Genomic DNA, 16,972 nt, shown 5'->3' with positions numbered 1-16,972 from the left:
GATGGCCGCCGCCGCTATCCACGAATGCGACGTTCTCATCGCCGGCGGCGGCCCGACCGGCGTGACCCTGGCCCTCCTTTTGGCCCGGCAGGGCGTTTCGGTGATTGTCGCGGAAAAGGAAGCGGAGGTCTATCCGCTGCCGCGCGCCGCGCATCTCGACCACGAGATCATCCGCGTGTTTCAGGAAGTGGGCGCGGCGGAAGCCATCGTCCGGTCGAGCCGGCAATCGAGCCGCTACGATTTCCTCAACGCGGCGGGAGATATCCTGTTGCGGTTCACCGGATCGGACCGGATCGGGCCGGGTGGCTGGCCCGCCGCGAACATGATCCACCAGCCATCGGTGGAGCGGGTGTTGCGGGACAGGCTGGCGGATTACCCGGCGGCCCGCCTGGAGACGCGCTGGGACGTGCTGTCGTTCGCGGAAGACGCCGATGGTGTGATCGCCCGCGTCGCCACGCCCGATGGCCAGCAGGAAGTGCGCGCGCGCTATCTGGTGGGGGCGGACGGCGCGCGCAGCCCGATGCGCAAGGCGGCGGGGATCGGCTTCGAGGATCTTGGGTTCGAGGAACCCTGGCTGGTGGTCGATACCATCGTGCAGGACTTTTCGCGCCTGCCGCCGGTGAACCTCCAGATTTGCGATCCGGATCGCCCGACAACCTGCGTCCTGATGGGCGAGGGGCGGCACCGCTGGGAATTCATGATCAGGCCGGGGGAAACGCCGGAGGAGATCAGCGCGGATGCCTCCATCGCGCGATTGATGGCGCCATGGAAGGTGGATGGTGCGGTCACGCTCGAGCGCAAGGCGGTCTATACGTTCCGCGCCCGGATCGCGGAACAGTGGCGCAAGGGCCGCCTGCTGCTGGCGGGCGACGCCGCGCACCAGACGCCGCCCTTCGCCGGGCAGGGCCTGTGTTCGGGCATTCGCGACGCGGCGAACCTTGCCTGGAAACTGGGCGCGATCCTGCGCGAGGGTGCGCCGGACAGCCTGCTCGACAGTTACCAGCCGGAGCGCGAGCCCAACCTGCGCGCGACCATCGGCATGGCGATCATGATGGGGCGCACGGTCTGCATCACCGATCCGGCAGCGGCGGCCGAGCGCGACCAGCAGATGCTGGCGGCCCGCGCGGCTGGACAGTCGCCCGATGGAGCGCCGGCCTATCCGCCGCTCGATACCGGCGTTGTCCTGGCGGGAAGCGCGGGTGCCGGCAGCTATTTCCCGCAGGCGATTGCCGACGGCGCGCGGCTTGACGATGCGCTGGGAGCCGGGGCGTGGCTGCTGGTGCGGGGCAACGCTGCCGGGGAAGAGGGCATCCGTTCGGCGGGACTGGATGATCCTGCGCTCGCCCCGTTCCGGCAAGCGCTGGAAACATGGCTGGATGCGCATGACGCGCCGACCGTGCTGGTGCGGCCGGATCGCTACGTGTTCGGCACCGGCGATGCCGCCGTGCTGGCGCAAGCGTGGCGGAACGCGGTTTTCGCCGGGGGATAGGCCGACGCGCAAAAAAGGAAGCGGATGGCTCGCACATTTCGCTTAATCGGCAGCGCCGGCCGACGTAGTGTCCGGCGCATGACCTCGTTATCCAACCGCTCGCTTGTCGACATCGATCGCGACAACCTGATCCATCCCGTCGTTTCGTTTCGCGGCCACGAAAAGCACGGGCCGCGCATTCTGGAATCCGGGCAGGGCATGTGGCTGACCGATATCGACGGCCGCCGCATGATCGATGCGTTCGCCGGGCTGTGGTGCGTCAACGTCGGCTACGGGCAGGAAAGCCTTGTCGAAGCGGCGACCGAACAGCTCCGCAAGCTGCCCTACGCCACGGGCTTCTTCCACTATGGCTGCGAACCGGCGATCCGGCTGGCCGGAGAACTCTGCGCGCTGGCGCCGGAAGGGCTGGATCATGTCTATTTCACGCTGGGCGGATCGGACGCGGTCGACAGCGCCATCCGCTATATCGTGCATTACTGGAACGCGGTGGGGCAGCCGCAAAAGAAGCACTTCATTGCGCAGGTGAACGGTTATCACGGGTCGAGTAGCCTCGGTTCCGGCCTAACCGCGCTGCCGCACTTCCACCGCAACTTCGATCTGCCGCGCCCGTGGCAGCACCATATTGCTTCGCCGTTCCCCTATCGCCACCCGGAAGGGCACGATCCGGCCGCGCTGATCGCCGCCAGTGTCGGTGCGCTGGAGGCCAAGGTCGCGGAACTGGGCGCGGAGAACGTCGCGGCGTTCTTCTGCGAGCCGATCCAGGGATCGGGCGGGGTGATCGTGCCGCCGCGCGGCTGGCTCAAGGCGATGCGGGAAGCCTGCACGCGGCTGGGCATCCTGATGGTGGTGGACGAGGTGATCACCGGCTTCGGCCGCACCGGGCCGATGTTCGCGAGTCTGGAGGAAGGCGTCTCGCCCGATCTGATGACCATGGCGAAGGGGCTGACCTCCGGCTACGTGCCGATGGGTGCGGTGATGATGGCCGATCACGTCTATCAGGGGATCGCCGATGGTGGCGCCGAAGCCCTGCCGATCGGCCATGGCTATACCTATTCGGGCCACCCGGTCAGCGCGGCGGTGGCGCTGGAATGCCTGCGGCTCTATCAGGAAGGCGGGCTGCTGGCGAACGGGGTGGACGTGGGCGGCACGTTCGCCGCCCATTTCGAGCGGTTGAAGGACCATCCGCTGGTAGGCGACGTGCGTTCGCGCGGGCTTCTCGGCGCGATCGAACTGGTTTCGGACAAGCAGGCGCGCACCAACTTCGCGCCGGAGCTCGATGTCGCTGGCCGGCTTGCGCAACTGACGTGGGACAACGGCGTGATCGTCCGCTGCTTCGCCAACGGCGCGATCGGCTTCGCGCCGGCGCTGTGCTGTTCGCACGACGAAATGAACGAGATTTTCGCGCGGATCGACCGCACGCTGGACCAGTTGCTGGCGATGCCGGATATTCGCGCGGCGATGCGTTAGGCGCCTGGCTCTATGCGGCGGCCCTGTCGCGCGTATCGCCGCGGAACGAGGCGGCGGTGGCGATGCCCAGCACCACCAGGCTGCTGACCAGTTCGATGCGCGCGCTGGGGCTGAACGCCATCGCGCCCAGCACCGCGAGGATCGCCCCGGCCGTGGCATAGCTGATATAGGGGTGCAGCCACATGCGGATGGGCGGTGCCGTGCCTTCTTGTTCGTTGCGGTTGCGCAGGCGCACCTGCGCGAAGCAGACGAACAGGTAGATGAACAGCATCAGCGCGCCCGAGGCGTTGACGAGGAAGCTGAACACCAGTTCCGGTGAAAGCACCGAGGCGGCGAGCGCGAGATAGGCGAACAGGCTGGCGAAGATGGTCGAGCGCGCGGGCACCGAGCGCCGGTTCAGCGCGACGAGTGCGCGGGGCGCATCGCCCTTTTCCGACAGCACGAACAGCACGCGCGAGGTGACGTAGAGCCCCGAATTGAGGCACGACAGCACGGCCACCAGCACCAGCAGGTTCATCATGTCGCCCGCGTGCGGGATGTGCATGTAATCGAGCGCGGCGGCGAAGGGGGACTTGCCCGGCACGATCGAGGTCCACGGCACGACCGAGACGATCAGGCCGATCGAGAGCAGGTAGAACAGCAGGATGCGCAGCGCCACGCTGCCGGTGATGCGCGCGATGGTCTTGGCCGGTTCCTGCGATTCCGCTGCCGCCACGGTGGCGATCTCCGCGCCGCACAGCGCAAAGATCACGCTGGTCACGCCCGCGATCACCGCCCCCCATCCGTTCGGCGCGAAGCCTCCGTGCGAGACGAGGTTGGCGAACGTCGGCCCGGTGGGCGAGGTGATCCCGCTGGCCCACAGCCCGGCGATCAGGATGAACGCTATGATTGCGCCGACCTTGGTCAGCGACAGCCAGAACTCGAACTCGCCATAGGATAGCGCGGACATCAGGTTCACCGCCGTCAGCCCGGCGAGAAGGAACACGCCGATCGTCCACACCGGCAAGTCTATCCAGCCGTGCAGGATCACCGCCCCCGCGATCGCCTCGATCGCGACCACCACCACCCAGAAGTACCAGTAGAGCCAACCGCAGACGAAGCCGGCGCGATGGCCGAGGCCAATGCGCACCAGTTCGGTGAACGATCCGGCGCCGGGGTGCTGGCTGGCCATCTCGCTCAACATGCGCATGACCATCAGGATCACCAGCCCGGCAATGCCGTAGCTGACGATCACTGCCGGCCCCACGCGCGCGATGGAGGTGCTGCTGCCGACGAACAGGCCCGCCCCGATGATGCCGCCAATGGCGATCATCGAGACGTGGCGGGATTTCAGGGCGGTGCTGAGGCTGCGCGGGTTTTCGGCGGACACGGAGTCTCCGGAAGGGTCAGAACGGGGCATGCGCCGGTCAGCGCTGGAACACGAGCTTGCCGCCCAGGAACGTCATGTCAACCTGCCCCGCCAGGATTGTCTCGGGGCTGGCCGTCAGCGGATCGAACGGCAGCACGATCAGGTCGGCCAGCTTGCCCGGCTCGATCGTGCCCTTGGTCTTCTCCTCCCACGAAAGGTAGGCGCCGTTCGCGGTGTACATGCGGATCGCGTCCTCGCGCGGGATCGCCTCGTCCGCGCCGTGAACCTGTCCGCTCGGCCCCTTGCGGGTGATCGCTGCGTAAAGGCCCAAGAACGGGTTGACCGGAAGGTTGTCGCTGCCGAACGCCATGAACAGGCCGAACTTCTTGACCGGCGTGGTCAGCGGATTGTTGTGCGCCAGCCGCCAGTCGTCGAGCACCTGCATGTAGCGGTCCTCGAGGTTATAGAGGAAGTTCGGCTGCTGCGCGATCATGATGCTGTCGCGCTTCATCGTCGCCATGGTCGCGTCGGGCGGCATGATCGTGAAATGGTCGGTGAACCAGCGGCGGTCGGCCATCGGGTGCGCCGGATCGGGAATGGCGTTCAGCGCCTTGTCATAGGCCTGGATGGTCTGGACGATGGCGGCATCGCCGATGCAGTGCAGGCCCATCTGCCAGCCAAGACGGGCCGAGGTATCCACCATCTCCTGCAGTTCCGCGTCGGTATAGCGCCCCTTGCCACGGAAGCCGGGCTGGCCCTTGTAATCGGCGAGCAGCCAGGCAGTGGGGCCGGTGAAGCCGCCGTCCACCGCGTTCTCCCCGATCGCGCCGAGCCGGACGTGCTCGTCGCCATAGCCGGTGTGATAGGGAAAGGCCTTCAGCCGCTCCGCGCCGGGATAGATGATGTACATCGTGATGCGCGGCAGTTGGTCGCCCATTTCGGCATAGATTTCGCGCGCGCGGCGGAACGTCATGTTGGCGCCGGCCCACGAGGCGCCGGGATCGGTGCCGGCCGCGCCGCCCTTGCCGACGGGTTCGTCGTCGATCGTGCCGCTGGCGTCATGAAAGCTGGTGATGCCGAGCGAGAGGATGTTCTTGAGCCAGCCGATATAGGCCGGGCGCATCGATTCCCAGCTGGGCGTGGGGATGAATGCGCTGACCAGATCGAAGCGTTCGCGGATGATCCCGTTGGGTTCGCCGGCCGCGTCGTGCTCGATCAGACCGCTCTTGGGATCGGGCGTGGTGCGATCGATCTTGGCAATCTTGAGTGCGGCGGAATTGCTGACCGCCGAATGCGCGCCGGCGCGCACCAGCATCACCGGGTTGTCCGGCGTGGCCGCGTCAAGGTCGGCGCGCGTCAGGTTGCGCTTTTCGGCAAGGTTCGATTCCTGCCAGCCATAGCCGGTGATCCATTGGCCGGGGCCGAGTTGCGCCGCCTTCTTGCGCAGCATGTCCTGCACTTCGGCCAAGCTGTGCGCGCTCTGGACGGCAATGTCGTTCGGCGCCATCGGCTTGGGGTGCAGGTGCGTGTCGGTGAAGCCGGGCATCAGCGTGCGGCCGGCCAGGTCGATCGTGCGATCGGCCGTGTAGCGATCCGCCAGTTCCTCGCCCCCCACGGCGACGATGCGGCCATCGCGGACGGCCACCGCCGAGCGGACCGAGAACGAGGGGTCGACGGTAAGCACATGGCCGTGGCGCAGCAGGAGATCGACCTTCTCCTTTGCCAGCGTCGGCGATGCCCATGCGGCGGTGACAGCCAAGGCCGTGCCGAGCAGGCGCAACCGCTGCCTTGTCAAATGCGTCATTTCCCCATGCCCCCGTTTCGCGCTCAGAAACTGAACACCATAAAACTGAACAACTGTCCGGAATGCTATCAGCATCCGCGCCCCGTTCAATCCACCCGTCCACCTTTGTTTGCCGTCCGCGCATTCCCGTTTGCGGGCGAACGAAAGGTTGCCAATAGAAGCAGGCGTTGCCATAGGCGCCGGCCGCTTCCCGCCCCCGTTGCAAAGGAATCCTCCATGGCCACTGGCACGCCCACCGCGCGCGCTGTCGGCATCGACTTCGGCACCACGAATTCGGTCATCGCCACGACGGCCGGCGCTGGGGAGGCGGGGCTCGTCCGCTTCGACGCGCCCGACGGGACCAGCGCGGTTTTCCGTTCGGCCCTGTGCTTCTGGGAAGATAGCGCCATGCGCGGCGGGCTGGCGCACGAGGCCGGGCCGTGGGCCATCGCCGAATTTCTCGACATGCCCGATGGCAGCCGCTTCATCCAGTCGTTCAAGTCCGTTGCCGCCAACGCCCTGTTCGAACACGCCACGATCTTCGAAAAGCGCCTGCGGTTCGAGGATCTCGGCAAGGTGTTCCTGGAACACCTGCGCGCCCGTTCCGCCGGCGCGCTGCGCGATCTGCCGGAACGGATCATCGTCGGCCGCCCGGTGCGCTATGTCGGGGCACGACCCGATCCCGCGCTGGCGCGCGCCCGGTACGACGCGATGTTCGCGCTGCTGGGGCGCGAGGTACACTACGTGTACGAGCCGATGGGCGCCGCCTTCAGCTTTGCCGCGCGTCTCACCCAACCCGCGACGCTGCTCGTGGCGGACTTCGGCGGCGGCACCAGCGACTTTTCCATCGTGCGGGTGGAAGCGCCGGGCGCGGCGCAGCGGTGCGTGCCACTGGGATCGGCCGGTATCGGCATCGCCGGGGACCGGTTCGACTACCGCATCATGGACCATCTGGTGCTGCCGATGCTGGGCAAGGGCGGCACCTATCGCTCGTTCGACAAGGTGCTGGAAATCCCGGCCGGGCACTTCACCGATTTCGGCGACTGGTCGCGCCTGGCGCTGATGCGCAACCGGCGGACGCTGGAGGAATTGGAGCGCCTGCGCCGCTCTGCCAGCGATCCGCAGGCGATCGGGCGGATGATCGCGGTGGTGGAAAACGAGCTGGGCTATCCGTTGTACGATGCGGTCGGCCGGCTCAAGCGCGCACTGTCGAGCGAGGAGCAGGCGACCTTCCGGTTCGACAGCCCGGCCCTGAAAGTGCAGGCTGACGTTAGCCGCGCGGATTTCGAACAGTGGATCGCGCCCGATCTGGCCCGGATCGGCGAAACGGTGGATGCGGCCCTCGCCAGCGCCGGGCTGGCGCCGCAGGACATCGACCATGTGTTTCTCACCGGCGGTTCCTCGCTCATTCCCGCCGTGCGCCGCCTGTTCACCGAACGGTTCGATGCGGGTCGCATCGAGAGCGGCGAGGAGCTGACCTCGATCGCGCACGGGCTTGCGCTGATCGGGCAGGAGCCCGATCTGTCGATCTGGACGGTGAAGGACGAGGAACCGGCATGAGCGTGGCATTTCGCAGGGAAAGCGATGACGAGCATCTCGAACCGACATTCGAGATCCCGATCCCGCCCGGTCCCAACCTCGTTACCGCGCGGGGTCTGGCGCTGATCGCCGGCAAGGTGGCCGAGCTGGAGGCGGCGCTGCTGCCGCTGACGGACGAGGTGGAGGTGAAGAAGGTGCGTCGCGCGCTGCGGTACTGGAGCACCCGTCAGGCGACCGCGCAACTGGCGCCGCTTCCGGGGGGCGAGGTGGTGGAATTCGGCAGCACCGTCACGTTCACACTGCGGGGCCAGACGAAAACGATCACCATCGTCGGCGATGACGAGGCGGACCCGGCGGCCGGGCTCATTTCGTTTTCCGCGCCGCTCAGCCGCGCGATGATGGGCGCGGAGGAAGGCGATTTCGCGGACTTCGGCGGCGAGGCCGATGCGATCGAAATTCAGGAGATCGGCGGTCCGGCCGCCTGATTTCCTCCGGAAAGGGCGCGCGGGCGCCACTTTGGGCTTGGCTAACCGCGCCGCATGGCCCACGCGTCCGCGGCCGTTCCCGATTGCCGAGAGTTTCCCGTGCTGCAAAGTCTGTTCGCCTGTCTGCCGATTCTTGGCCTGGTCGCTCTCGGGTTCGGTTTCGGGAAGGTCGCGCGTCCAGGGATCGAGGGCCTTTCCGCGATCAACACGGCGGTGATGTACCTGTTTTTTCCCGCGTTGCTGTTCAAGGTGGGGGCGGATACCGATTGGCGCGCGGTGTTCGAACCGGGCTTCCTGCTGGCCTTCGGGGGCGCGGCAATGCTGGCCTTCGCCCTGTCGCTGATGGTGCTGCGGCGCCTGTCCCCGCATGACCGGTCGGGCGCGATCGTCGGGGCGTTGAGCGCGTCCTATGCCAACACCGCCTTTCTCGGCCTCCCGCTGGCCGGAGCCTTGCTGGGGCAGATCGGCATTTCCGCCGCGATGCTGGCCAGCATGATACTTCTGCTGACGGTGGTGGCGGCCGCGCTGGTGCTGCTGCCATCGCAGGACGGCAGGGCTGGGCTATCGACCAAGCTGGCGGGCGTGACGTTCCGCAATCCGCTGGTCGTCTCGGCGGTGTTGGGGATCGGCTGGTCCCTGCTGCGCCTGCCGATGCCGGTGCCATTGCACGATATGCTGTCGCTGCTGGGCGGTGCGGCGACGCCTTGCGCGCTGATCTCGGTGGGTGCGGCGATGGCGGGCGCGCGGATCGCGGGATCGCTGGCGGTCTGGATGGTGGTGTCCGGCAAAATGGTGCTACAACCGGCGCTGACCGCGCTGGCAGCGCATCTATGCGGATTGCCGCCGGTGTGGACCAGCGCGGCGGTGCTGCTCTCCGCCCTGCCAACGGGCGCCGTGCCCACGCTGCTGGCACGGTCCAATGGCGTGGACCCGATGGGGCCGGCGCAGGCGTCGGCGATCACCACGCTTCTTTCGGTCGTGGCAACGCCGGTGGTGTTCGCGCTGTTCCCGCCCGTGTGAACGGTCAGGCGAGCAGGGCGGCGAGGTCGATGTCGGCCAGCGTCGCGAACTGCACGTCGGCGCGGGGCAGGGGTGTTTCGCCGATGCCGATCGCGCGGAAGCCGGCCGCGCGGATCGCCTCGATCCCGGCCGGGGCATCCTCGAAGCCGATCATCGCTTGCGGCGGCAAGTCGAAGGCCCGGGCACAGGCCAGGAACAGGTCCGGCGCCGGCTTGGGCAGGTGATCGGAGGGATCGGCGATGAACTCGAACGCGTCGGCCACGCCCAGCCGTTCCAGCAGGGCGGGAGCATTGCGGCTGGCGGAAGCGAGGCCGATGCGCAATCCGCGCGTGGCCGCTTCATCGAGCAGCGCGGCCGCGCCGGGCAACAGGGCGTCCGCCGTCAGCGTGGAGATCGCATCCACGTAGAAACCGTTCTTGCGTGCGGCCAGGCGCTCTATCTCGTCGACCGGCAAATCGCGCTGCCCCAGCTTCAGGATGTGCCGCAGCGAATTGATCCGGTCGACGCCCTTCAGCGCTTCGTTGTCCTCGGCGGTGAACGGGATGCCGAGTTCGTCCGCCAGCCGCTCCCAGGCCGCGAAGTGTAGGGTGGCGCTGTCGGCGATCACGCCGTCCAGGTCGAAGGCGAGGCCCTTGATCGCGCTCATGCCCGCAGATCCAGCGTGACCGGCGTGGCGCCGACGGTCACCGTCTCGCCCCAATGGGTCAGGGCCAGCGGCTCGCCTTCGACCGCATAGCGTGCCTTGCCGTTCGCGACCGTGAGCGTGACCGCGCGGCCGCGGAACCGCACGCCGAGTTCGTAATCGCCGGCGACGGGATGCGCGCGGGGGGAGAACGCCAGCGCTCCGTCGAGCGTCGATAGCCCGGCGAAGCCGAAGGCCAGCGCGTTCCAGCCACCGCCCAGCGCAGCCATGTGCAGCCCGTGCGCGGTATTGGCGTGGAGGTTGAGCAGGTCGGTCAGCACCGTGTCGGTCCAGTACCGCGCGGCGCGTCCGGTTTCGCCGGCCAGCGCCGCCGCCGCCGCAAAGCTGCTGGCGGAGAGCGTGGAATCGTGGACGGTGAGCGCCTCATACACATCCAGCATCCGCTTGCGCATATCCGGCGCGAAGCGGTGGGGTAGCGTTGCGACGGCGAGCACCGCGTCCGCCTGTTTGCACACGCAATGGCGGTAGATGTGCAGCGGATGGTAGTGCAGCAGCAGCGGGAACTTGTCTGTTGGCGTGTCGCTGATCGGCCATGGCTGCTTGCCGAAAAACGCGTCATCCTGCGCGAAGACCTGCCGGGCTTCGTCGAAGGGCAGAAAGATCGTGTCGGCGGCGCGCAGCATGGCCTGCCGCTCCGCCGGGGAAAGCCCCGGATCGATGCCGTGGCGCTGTTCGAGCGAGGCGGCATAGCGCATGTGCTCGGCCGCCATCAGGTTGGTGTAGAGATTGTTGTCGACCAGCGCGGTGTATTCGTCCGGACCGGTCACGCGGTTGATCACGAAGGCATCGCCGCGCGCCGGATCGTGCCAACCTGTCGCCAGCCAGATGCGCGCGGTTTCGGCCAGCAGCTCCGCCCCGCCTTCGCGCAGGATCGAGAGGTCGCCGGTGGATTCCACGTAGAGCCGCAGCGCGTGCGCGACATCGGCGTTGATGTGATACTGCGCCGACCCGGCGAGGAAATAGGACGAACATTCGCGTCCACCGATGGTGCGCCAAGGCATCACCGCGCCCGTTTCGTGCCCCAGATCGCGCGCGTTCTGGCGCGCGGCGTCCAGCCCCGCCACGCGCCAGGCCAGCGCCGCGCGCGCCATGGCGGGCTGGGTATGGATCAGGAAGGGCAGGGCATAGGTTTCCGCATCCCAGAAGATGTGCCCTTCATAGCCTTCGCCGGTCTGGCCCTTGGCGGCGATGGAGCCGTGCCCGTCGCGGCGGACCGCCTGGGCGATCTGGAACAGCCCATGCCGCAGCGCGCCTTCGGCCACCGGATCGGCCAGGGCAAAGCGGGTTCCTGCCCAGATCGCGCTCCAGGCCTGCTCCTGTTCCGCCAGCAGCGCGTCGGCACCGGCGGCCGTGGCCGTGCCGACCAGCGCGCGCGCGCGCGCCGCCAATTCGTCGGGGGGGGTATCGCGTTCGGCGACATAGGCGGTCAGCACCGGGATGCGCCGTGCCTCGCCGGCCGGGATGCGGACCTGCAGCGGCGTGCTGCGGGCCACGGCCACGGTGAAGCCGCTCCGTTCGAGCCGGTCGGCACGGCAGGAGAGGGCATCGGCGGGCACGGCCACTTCGTGCCAGGGGTTGGCCATCGCCTGCGTGATGCGCGGATCGTCGATATCCGCCGGCGGCGTGGCCAGCCGGGGGGCCTCGATCCCGCCGCCGATCGTCAGGTCGATGGCGCGCGCGCCGGCGACGACATCCACGACGCAGCCCGCCAGCGCCTGCTCCGCCATGCTGGCGAAACGGGTCAGCGTGATCGTCGCATCGCCGTGCCGCACCGTCTGGCGCAGCACGCCCCGCTTCATGTCGAGTTCGAGCGGCGCGTCGATTGCGATGGGCGTGCCGTCGATGCCGATCGCGATCTTCGTTCCGTCGGCAACGGAAAGGCGTACGTCGCCACCGCGCGGCAAGCCATGCGCGCCCTCGTGGTAGTCGATCGGTACCCGGTCATAGACGCCGTTGAGATAGACGCGCGGCAGATCGTCCGTCCCGGTTTCGGCGCGAATGCCGATGAAGCCATTGCCGATCGCGAAGATCGCCGGAACCTGCGGCCCCAGATCCAGCGGGGCGGCCAGGGTCCAGCCGTCGCGAATCATCCGGGCCTGCGTAAAGTCTGCGCGAGCCCCGTCGGCAGGGTGCATTCCATCTCTCCCATGGGTGCCTGAGGCGCCTACGAAAGCGCCGGAACACGGTCCGAAACACATTAATGATATGCATTACATTACCGAAATGCTAGCTTCCGTTCAAGCCGCATGACGGCATGATGCGCAATAAGGGAGAGGCAGGCGTGGCATTTGCGGGAATCAGTGCGCAGAAACCGGAAGAAACCGCGGGGAATGCCGGCGGTGCCGCCGCAGCCCGGGCGGGCTGGTTCGTGACCTTCGCGCTGTGCCTCGGCTACGCCACGTTCGCGATTCTCCTGAACAGCGTGGGAACGGCGATTCTCCAGTCGACGGGCTATTTCCATGTCGACAACCGCGCGGCCAGCACGCTGGAAGCGTTCAAGGATATCACCATCGCAGTGGCCTCGTTCACGCTGGCATCGCACTTGCCGCGCTTCGGCATCCGGCGTTCGATGGTCGCTGCGCTGCTCATCGCCGGGCTGGGATGCGTGGCGGTGCCGCTGGGCGATTCCTTCTGGGCGATGCGGCTGATGTTCTTCGCCACCGGGCTTGGCTTCGCGCTCATGAAAGTGGCGGTCTATTCGTCGGTCGGCCTGCTGACCGGATCGGCATCCGGCCATGCGCGCCTGCTGGGGATCATCGAATCCGGCTTCATGGCCGCGGTCGTCTCCAGCTCCTGGATTTTCGCGGCTTTCATCGATCCCACGGATCCATCGTCGCCTTCGTGGCTGAATACCTACTGGCTTCTTGCCGGCCTGTGCCTGGTCGCGGCCCTGGCTGCGGCATTCGTGCGGATCGATGAGCGGGGGCTGGTGGCAAAGCCGGAAGGCGATGCCGCCGCGCCGCGCGCGTTTCCGGCCATGCTCGCCTTGTTGCGGCTGCGGCTGACGCAGGTCTTCATCGCCGCGATCTTTCTCTACGTGCTCATCGAGCAGGGCGTGGGGACGTGGCTGCCCACGATCAACCACCGCGTGCTGGGGCTCGACGGCCAGATCGCGGTGCAGGCGGCGTCGGCTTTCGCCATGTCGATCGCGCTGGGGCGGCTCGTTGCGGGCCTGCTGGTGACGCGAGTAGGATGGTTTCCGCTCATGCTCGGTTGCCTGGCGGGCATGGCGGCGATCCTGCTGGCGGTGCCAGGCATGGTGGGGACGGATGCCCATGCGCTGGTCACGTCATGGCGCGATATCCCGCTTCCGGCGCTATTATTGCCCGCGATCGGGTTCTTCATGGCGCCGATCTATCCCACGCTCAACTCGGTGATCCTGAGCAGCGTGCCCAAGGCGCGGCAGCCGGGATTGATCGGCCTGATCGTGGTGTTCTCTGCGCTAGGCGGTACCACCGGATCGCGGATTGTCGCCGAGCTGTTCTCCGCTATTCCGGACGCCCGCGTTCTGTACAGCCTGCTGGTGCCGATCGCGCTGCTCGCAGCCGGCGTGATCGTGCTGAAGAGGCTGGCCGAGGAAGGGGTGTCTGTCGACTGACCTAGGTCTCGCGCACGATCAGGCGCGTGGGCAGCACGGTGGACGCGGCGCGGCCGCCTTCGATCTTCTGCATCAGCTTTTCGACCAGAATCGCGCCGGCGATGTGGGTTTCCTGCTCCACCGTGGTGATCGCCGGGGTGAAGGCTGCCGCCGGTGGGATGTTGTTGTACCCGACCAGCGCGAAATCCTCCGGCGCGCGTAATCCCTGTTCCTTGAATGCGGCGATCACCGCCATGGCTGCCGTGTCGGAAAAGGCGAAGACGGCATCGGGCGCGGGATGCGTGGCGAGGTAGGCGGCGGTATCGTTGAGCGTGGAGGTATACGACATGTCGCCCGTGCGCAGCACCCGGATGGACGCGGATTTGCCGTGCGTCGCCTCGCTCAGCCCATCGTGGCGCATCGCGATTTCGGCATGGTTGGTATCGCCGATAAACAGCCAGTCCTTGCGCCCCGACCGCAGGAAGTATTCGCCCGCCAGCCGTCCGCCCAGGCGATTGTCGCTGCCCACGGCGCAATAGGGCTCGGTCGGATCGACCGCGCCCCACACCACGAACGGCACGCCCAACTTGGCCAGATCGCGCAGCATCGGATCGCGTTCGCCTTGGCCCAGGAAAATGAAGCCATCGACCACGCGCGCGTTGACCTGGTCCTGATAGGCGCGTTCGTCCTGCGCCGCGGGCGGGGAAAGCAGGAGATCGAGCTTCCGGACGGCCAGCGCTTCGGCAACGCCGGCCAGCAGTTCGAAGATGAACGGGTCGGCGATTCGGCCGCCCCGGTGCGAGCCGAAGTCGAGCACCACGCTGATCGTATCGGTGCGGGTCTGCCGCAGTTTCTGCGCGTTGCGGTTCACCGCATAGCCGTGCGCGCGGGCCACCTCGAGCACGTGATCACGCGTGGCCTGGGTCACCAGCGGACTGCCGCTAAGCACGCGCGAGACGGTGGGCTTCGATACGTTCGCGATGCGGGCGATGTCGGCCATGCTGACCCCCATCGATCGTGACCGTTTTTTCCGGATACCCGCTTCGTCCGCCACCCGTTGCTCCCGCCCTTTTGTGTTGCGCGCGCGTTATTGCAGGGTTCCGGTTAAAAATGAACAGCTGCAACTTGCCCTTGAAATGCATTTCATGACTCGTTAAAGGGCTGTCATGCACTCGCCGCAAAGGCGATGATCAAGGGAGAGAGGTGCATGAGACTTTCCATGAATGGCATGGTGCGTTCCGGTGTGGCGGCAGGCGCGATCGCGCTGGCGCTCGCGGCGAATGCCGTGCAGGCCCAGGACGCCGCAGCCCCGCAGGACGTGGCCGCTTCCGAAACCGTTGACGATGCCAACGCCATCGTCGTGATCGGTACCCCCGGCGGCGCGGGCGTGCGCAAGCAGGATGCTTCCTACGCCATTACCACCATCAACGAAGCCGCGCTCGAACGCATTTCGCCCAAGAGCACGGCAGAAGTCTTCACGCTCGTTCCCGGCGTCTGGGCCGAAAGCTCCAGCGGCGTGGCCGGTGCGAACATCGACGTGCGCGGTCTGCCGGGCGGCAGCGATGCGCCGTGGGTGACGATGTCGCTCAATGGCGCGCCGATCTACGGCACGGAATCGCTGTCGTTCATGGACAACAGCTCGATCTTCCGCACCGACGAAACGATCGCCTCCACCGAAGCCGCGCACGGCGGACCGAACGCGGTGTTCTCCAACGGCGAAGTCGGCGTTACGCTCAATTTCAACCTGAAGAAGGGCGGCGAAACCACCGAGGGCCGGGTCAAGCTTTCGGCCACGGACTACGGCTCGGCGCGGGCCGACGCGGTCATTTCCGGTCCGCTGGGCCACGATCTCTATTACATGATCGGCGGCTATGTGCAGCAATCGCCGGGCATCCGCGATGCGCAGTTCAAGTCGGAGAAGGGGCGCCAGATCAGCGCGCAGCTGACCAAGAAGTTCGACAACGGCGAAATCAGCATCTGGACCCGCGTGACGGACGATCACGGCCAGTGGTACCTGCCGATGGCGCTCAACACCGGCAACGATCTTGGCACGTTCTCGCAGCTCGGCAACGCCACGCGCTATGCCACCTTGCAGGTCGGGCCGAACGAGACGAAGACCTATGACTTCGCGCGCGGTCGCGGCTGGAAGGGCAGCCTTTCGGGCCTGAACCTGAAGTTCGATCTGGGCGGCGGCTGGTCGGTGCGCGACAACCTGTCCTACACCAACGGCAATGCCGATACGCTCGGCTTCGTGCCGGACGGCTCGCCCATCCGCGTCAGCGCCCTGCAGGCGGCCAACCCGGGCCTGGGCACGATAAAGACGGCGGGCGGCGTGACGCTGAACGCCAACGACTGGATCCAGAACTACGGGCACTGGGTGGTCGAGAAGAAGATCGAATCCTTCACCAACGATCTCAGCGTCAATTTCCATTCCGGCATCAACAACTTCACCGCGGGTTACTATCGCGCGGACTGGTCTGCCGATGATTTCTGGACGCTGGGCAACGCCGTGCCGGTCCAGAACGTGCAGAACGGCGATCTGCTGCAAAGCGGCATCACCTGCGGGATGCTGGCCAGCGCGGGATCGGGATCGAGCTGTTTCCACTATGGCATCCGCTCGTCGGGCGATGCGCAGGTCAACGCCATCTACCTGGCCGACAGCGTGCAGGTGACGGACAAGCTGCGGATCGATCTGGGCGTGCGGCACCAGTGGCTGGCGCTCGATTACGTGATCGATTCCAACGACTCCGGAACCTACGGCTATCCGGACGGCACGGTGAACCAGCGCAACCACGTCACCGCGAAGAAGTTCGCCTATTCGGCGGCGGCCAACTATGCGTTCGACCCGCACCTTGGCGTGTTCCTGCGCTATTCCAAGGGCTATCGCTACCCGAACTTCGATGATCTGCGGAACGGCAATCCGAACGTGTTCGGTGTCAGCCAGCTGGAAGGCGGGGTGAAGTATTCCAGCCAGCTCCTGTCGCTCTACGCCACGGTTTTCTATAACAAGAACAACAATTTCGACTCCACGGTCGGTTCGGTGGTGGCGAATTCGCAGTTCAAGACCCGGGCCTACGGCCTCGAACTGGACGGCAACCTGCGCCTCGGCGCCTTCGGGTTCGCAACCCTCGCGACCTTGCAGAACGCCAAGGTCACCGCTTCGTCGACCCCCGGACAGGTGGGCAACGAAGTGCTCCGCCAGCCGAAGTACCAGGTCCGCCTTTCGCCCAGCTATGATGTGACCGTCGGCGCGGTGAAGGTCAGCCTGTTCGGCGCGGCGTCGTTCATCGGGGCGCGCTGGAGCGATCTGGCCAACTCCTCGCGCCTCCCGGCCTACACCAAGCTGGACCTCGGCGCGCAGGCGAAGCTCGATTCCGGCCTGTTCTTCTCGGTGCGGGCGGACAACCTCAACAACAGCCATGGCCTGACGGAAGGCGATCCGCGCAATCCGGCGACGCCGAATGGCCGCCCGATCCTGGGGCGTTCGGTGCTGTTCAGCCTGGGTTACGATTTCTGACGTAAACCCTGGCCATCAATTCCCTCCCCTCTCGGGGCTGGAAC

12 protein-coding genes are annotated in these 16,972 nt (G+C 66.8%); 7 read left to right on the top strand and 5 right to left on the bottom strand.

Translation table 11 applies throughout. The features are described 5' to 3' along the window. Position 1 precedes the first annotated feature (1 nt). Both NMD1_RS18180 and NMD1_RS18175 read left to right on the top strand, forming a co-directional pair. Positions 2–1,489: a bifunctional 3-(3-hydroxy-phenyl)propionate/3-hydroxycinnamic acid hydroxylase gene (locus NMD1_RS18180; protein ID WP_158454008.1), complete on the top strand. Its 1,488-nt coding sequence runs from the start codon at positions 2–4 to the stop codon at positions 1,487–1,489. A 78-nt stretch (positions 1,490–1,567) separates the two neighbouring features. Beyond that, positions 1,568–2,956, top strand: coding sequence for an aspartate aminotransferase family protein (locus NMD1_RS18175; RefSeq protein ID WP_125956235.1), 1,389 nt, complete (start codon positions 1,568–1,570; stop codon positions 2,954–2,956). 10 nt (positions 2,957–2,966) lie between these two features. Here NMD1_RS18175 and NMD1_RS18170 read toward each other — a convergent pair whose 3' ends face one another. Both NMD1_RS18170 and NMD1_RS18165 read right to left on the bottom strand, forming a co-directional pair. Then, complete coding sequence (locus NMD1_RS18170) at positions 2,967–4,325, bottom strand: amino acid permease (RefSeq protein WP_233497796.1); 1,359 nt, start codon at positions 4,323–4,325, stop codon at positions 2,967–2,969. A gap of 37 nt (positions 4,326–4,362) precedes the next feature. Next, positions 4,363–6,108: an amidohydrolase gene (locus NMD1_RS18165; protein WP_125956231.1), complete on the bottom strand. Its 1,746-nt coding sequence runs from the start codon at positions 6,106–6,108 to the stop codon at positions 4,363–4,365. Positions 6,109–6,324: 216 nt separating this feature from the next. On the opposite strand from NMD1_RS18165, the gene NMD1_RS18160 reads away from it, so the two are divergent. From NMD1_RS18160 to NMD1_RS18150, 3 genes are all read left to right on the top strand, one after another. Beyond that, entirely contained in the window at positions 6,325–7,647 is a 1,323-nt protein-coding gene (locus tag NMD1_RS18160; protein ID WP_125956229.1) for an Hsp70 family protein, read from the top strand. Then, positions 7,644–8,111: a GreA/GreB family elongation factor gene (locus tag NMD1_RS18155; protein ID WP_125956227.1), complete on the top strand. Its 468-nt coding sequence runs from the start codon at positions 7,644–7,646 to the stop codon at positions 8,109–8,111. Before NMD1_RS18160 ends, NMD1_RS18155 begins: the two co-directional genes overlap by 4 nt. Positions 8,112–8,210: 99 nt before the next feature. Then, entirely contained in the window at positions 8,211–9,131 is a 921-nt protein-coding gene (locus NMD1_RS18150) for an AEC family transporter (RefSeq protein ID WP_158454007.1), read from the top strand. Between the two features lie 4 nt (positions 9,132–9,135). Here NMD1_RS18150 and pgmB read toward each other — a convergent pair whose 3' ends face one another. Both pgmB and NMD1_RS18140 read right to left on the bottom strand, forming a co-directional pair. After that, on the bottom strand, positions 9,136–9,777 hold the full coding sequence (gene pgmB / locus NMD1_RS18145) for a beta-phosphoglucomutase (RefSeq protein WP_125956223.1): 642 nt from the start codon (positions 9,775–9,777) through the stop codon (positions 9,136–9,138). Beyond that, positions 9,774–11,969 carry a glycoside hydrolase family 65 protein gene (locus NMD1_RS18140; protein ID WP_158454006.1) on the bottom strand — a complete coding sequence of 732 codons (2,196 nt, stop codon included), beginning with the start codon at positions 11,967–11,969 and terminating at the stop codon, positions 9,774–9,776. Before NMD1_RS18140 ends, pgmB begins: the two co-directional genes overlap by 4 nt. Positions 11,970–12,115: 146 nt before the next feature. Between NMD1_RS18140 and NMD1_RS18135 the strand changes: the two genes are divergently transcribed. Continuing rightward, positions 12,116–13,432, top strand: coding sequence for a sugar MFS transporter (locus NMD1_RS18135; protein ID WP_233497795.1), 1,317 nt, complete (start codon positions 12,116–12,118; stop codon positions 13,430–13,432). A gap of 1 nt (position 13,433) precedes the next feature. Here NMD1_RS18135 and NMD1_RS18130 read toward each other — a convergent pair whose 3' ends face one another. After that, positions 13,434–14,411, bottom strand: coding sequence for a LacI family DNA-binding transcriptional regulator (locus NMD1_RS18130; protein WP_233497793.1), 978 nt, complete (start codon positions 14,409–14,411; stop codon positions 13,434–13,436). Between the two features lie 207 nt (positions 14,412–14,618). Here NMD1_RS18130 and NMD1_RS18125 point away from each other — a divergent pair, with 207 nt between their 5' ends. Beyond that, a complete protein-coding gene (locus NMD1_RS18125) occupies positions 14,619–16,928 on the top strand; it encodes a TonB-dependent receptor (protein WP_125956218.1) in 2,310 nt (769 codons plus the stop codon). The last annotated feature ends 44 nt before the right edge of the window (positions 16,929–16,972 follow it).

Source organism: Novosphingobium sp. MD-1 (genome assembly GCF_001014975.1).
GTDB lineage: Bacteria > Pseudomonadota > Alphaproteobacteria > Sphingomonadales > Sphingomonadaceae > Novosphingobium.
Note: the sequence above shows the minus strand (reverse complement) of the source record. Positions and strands in the feature narration are given on the sequence as shown.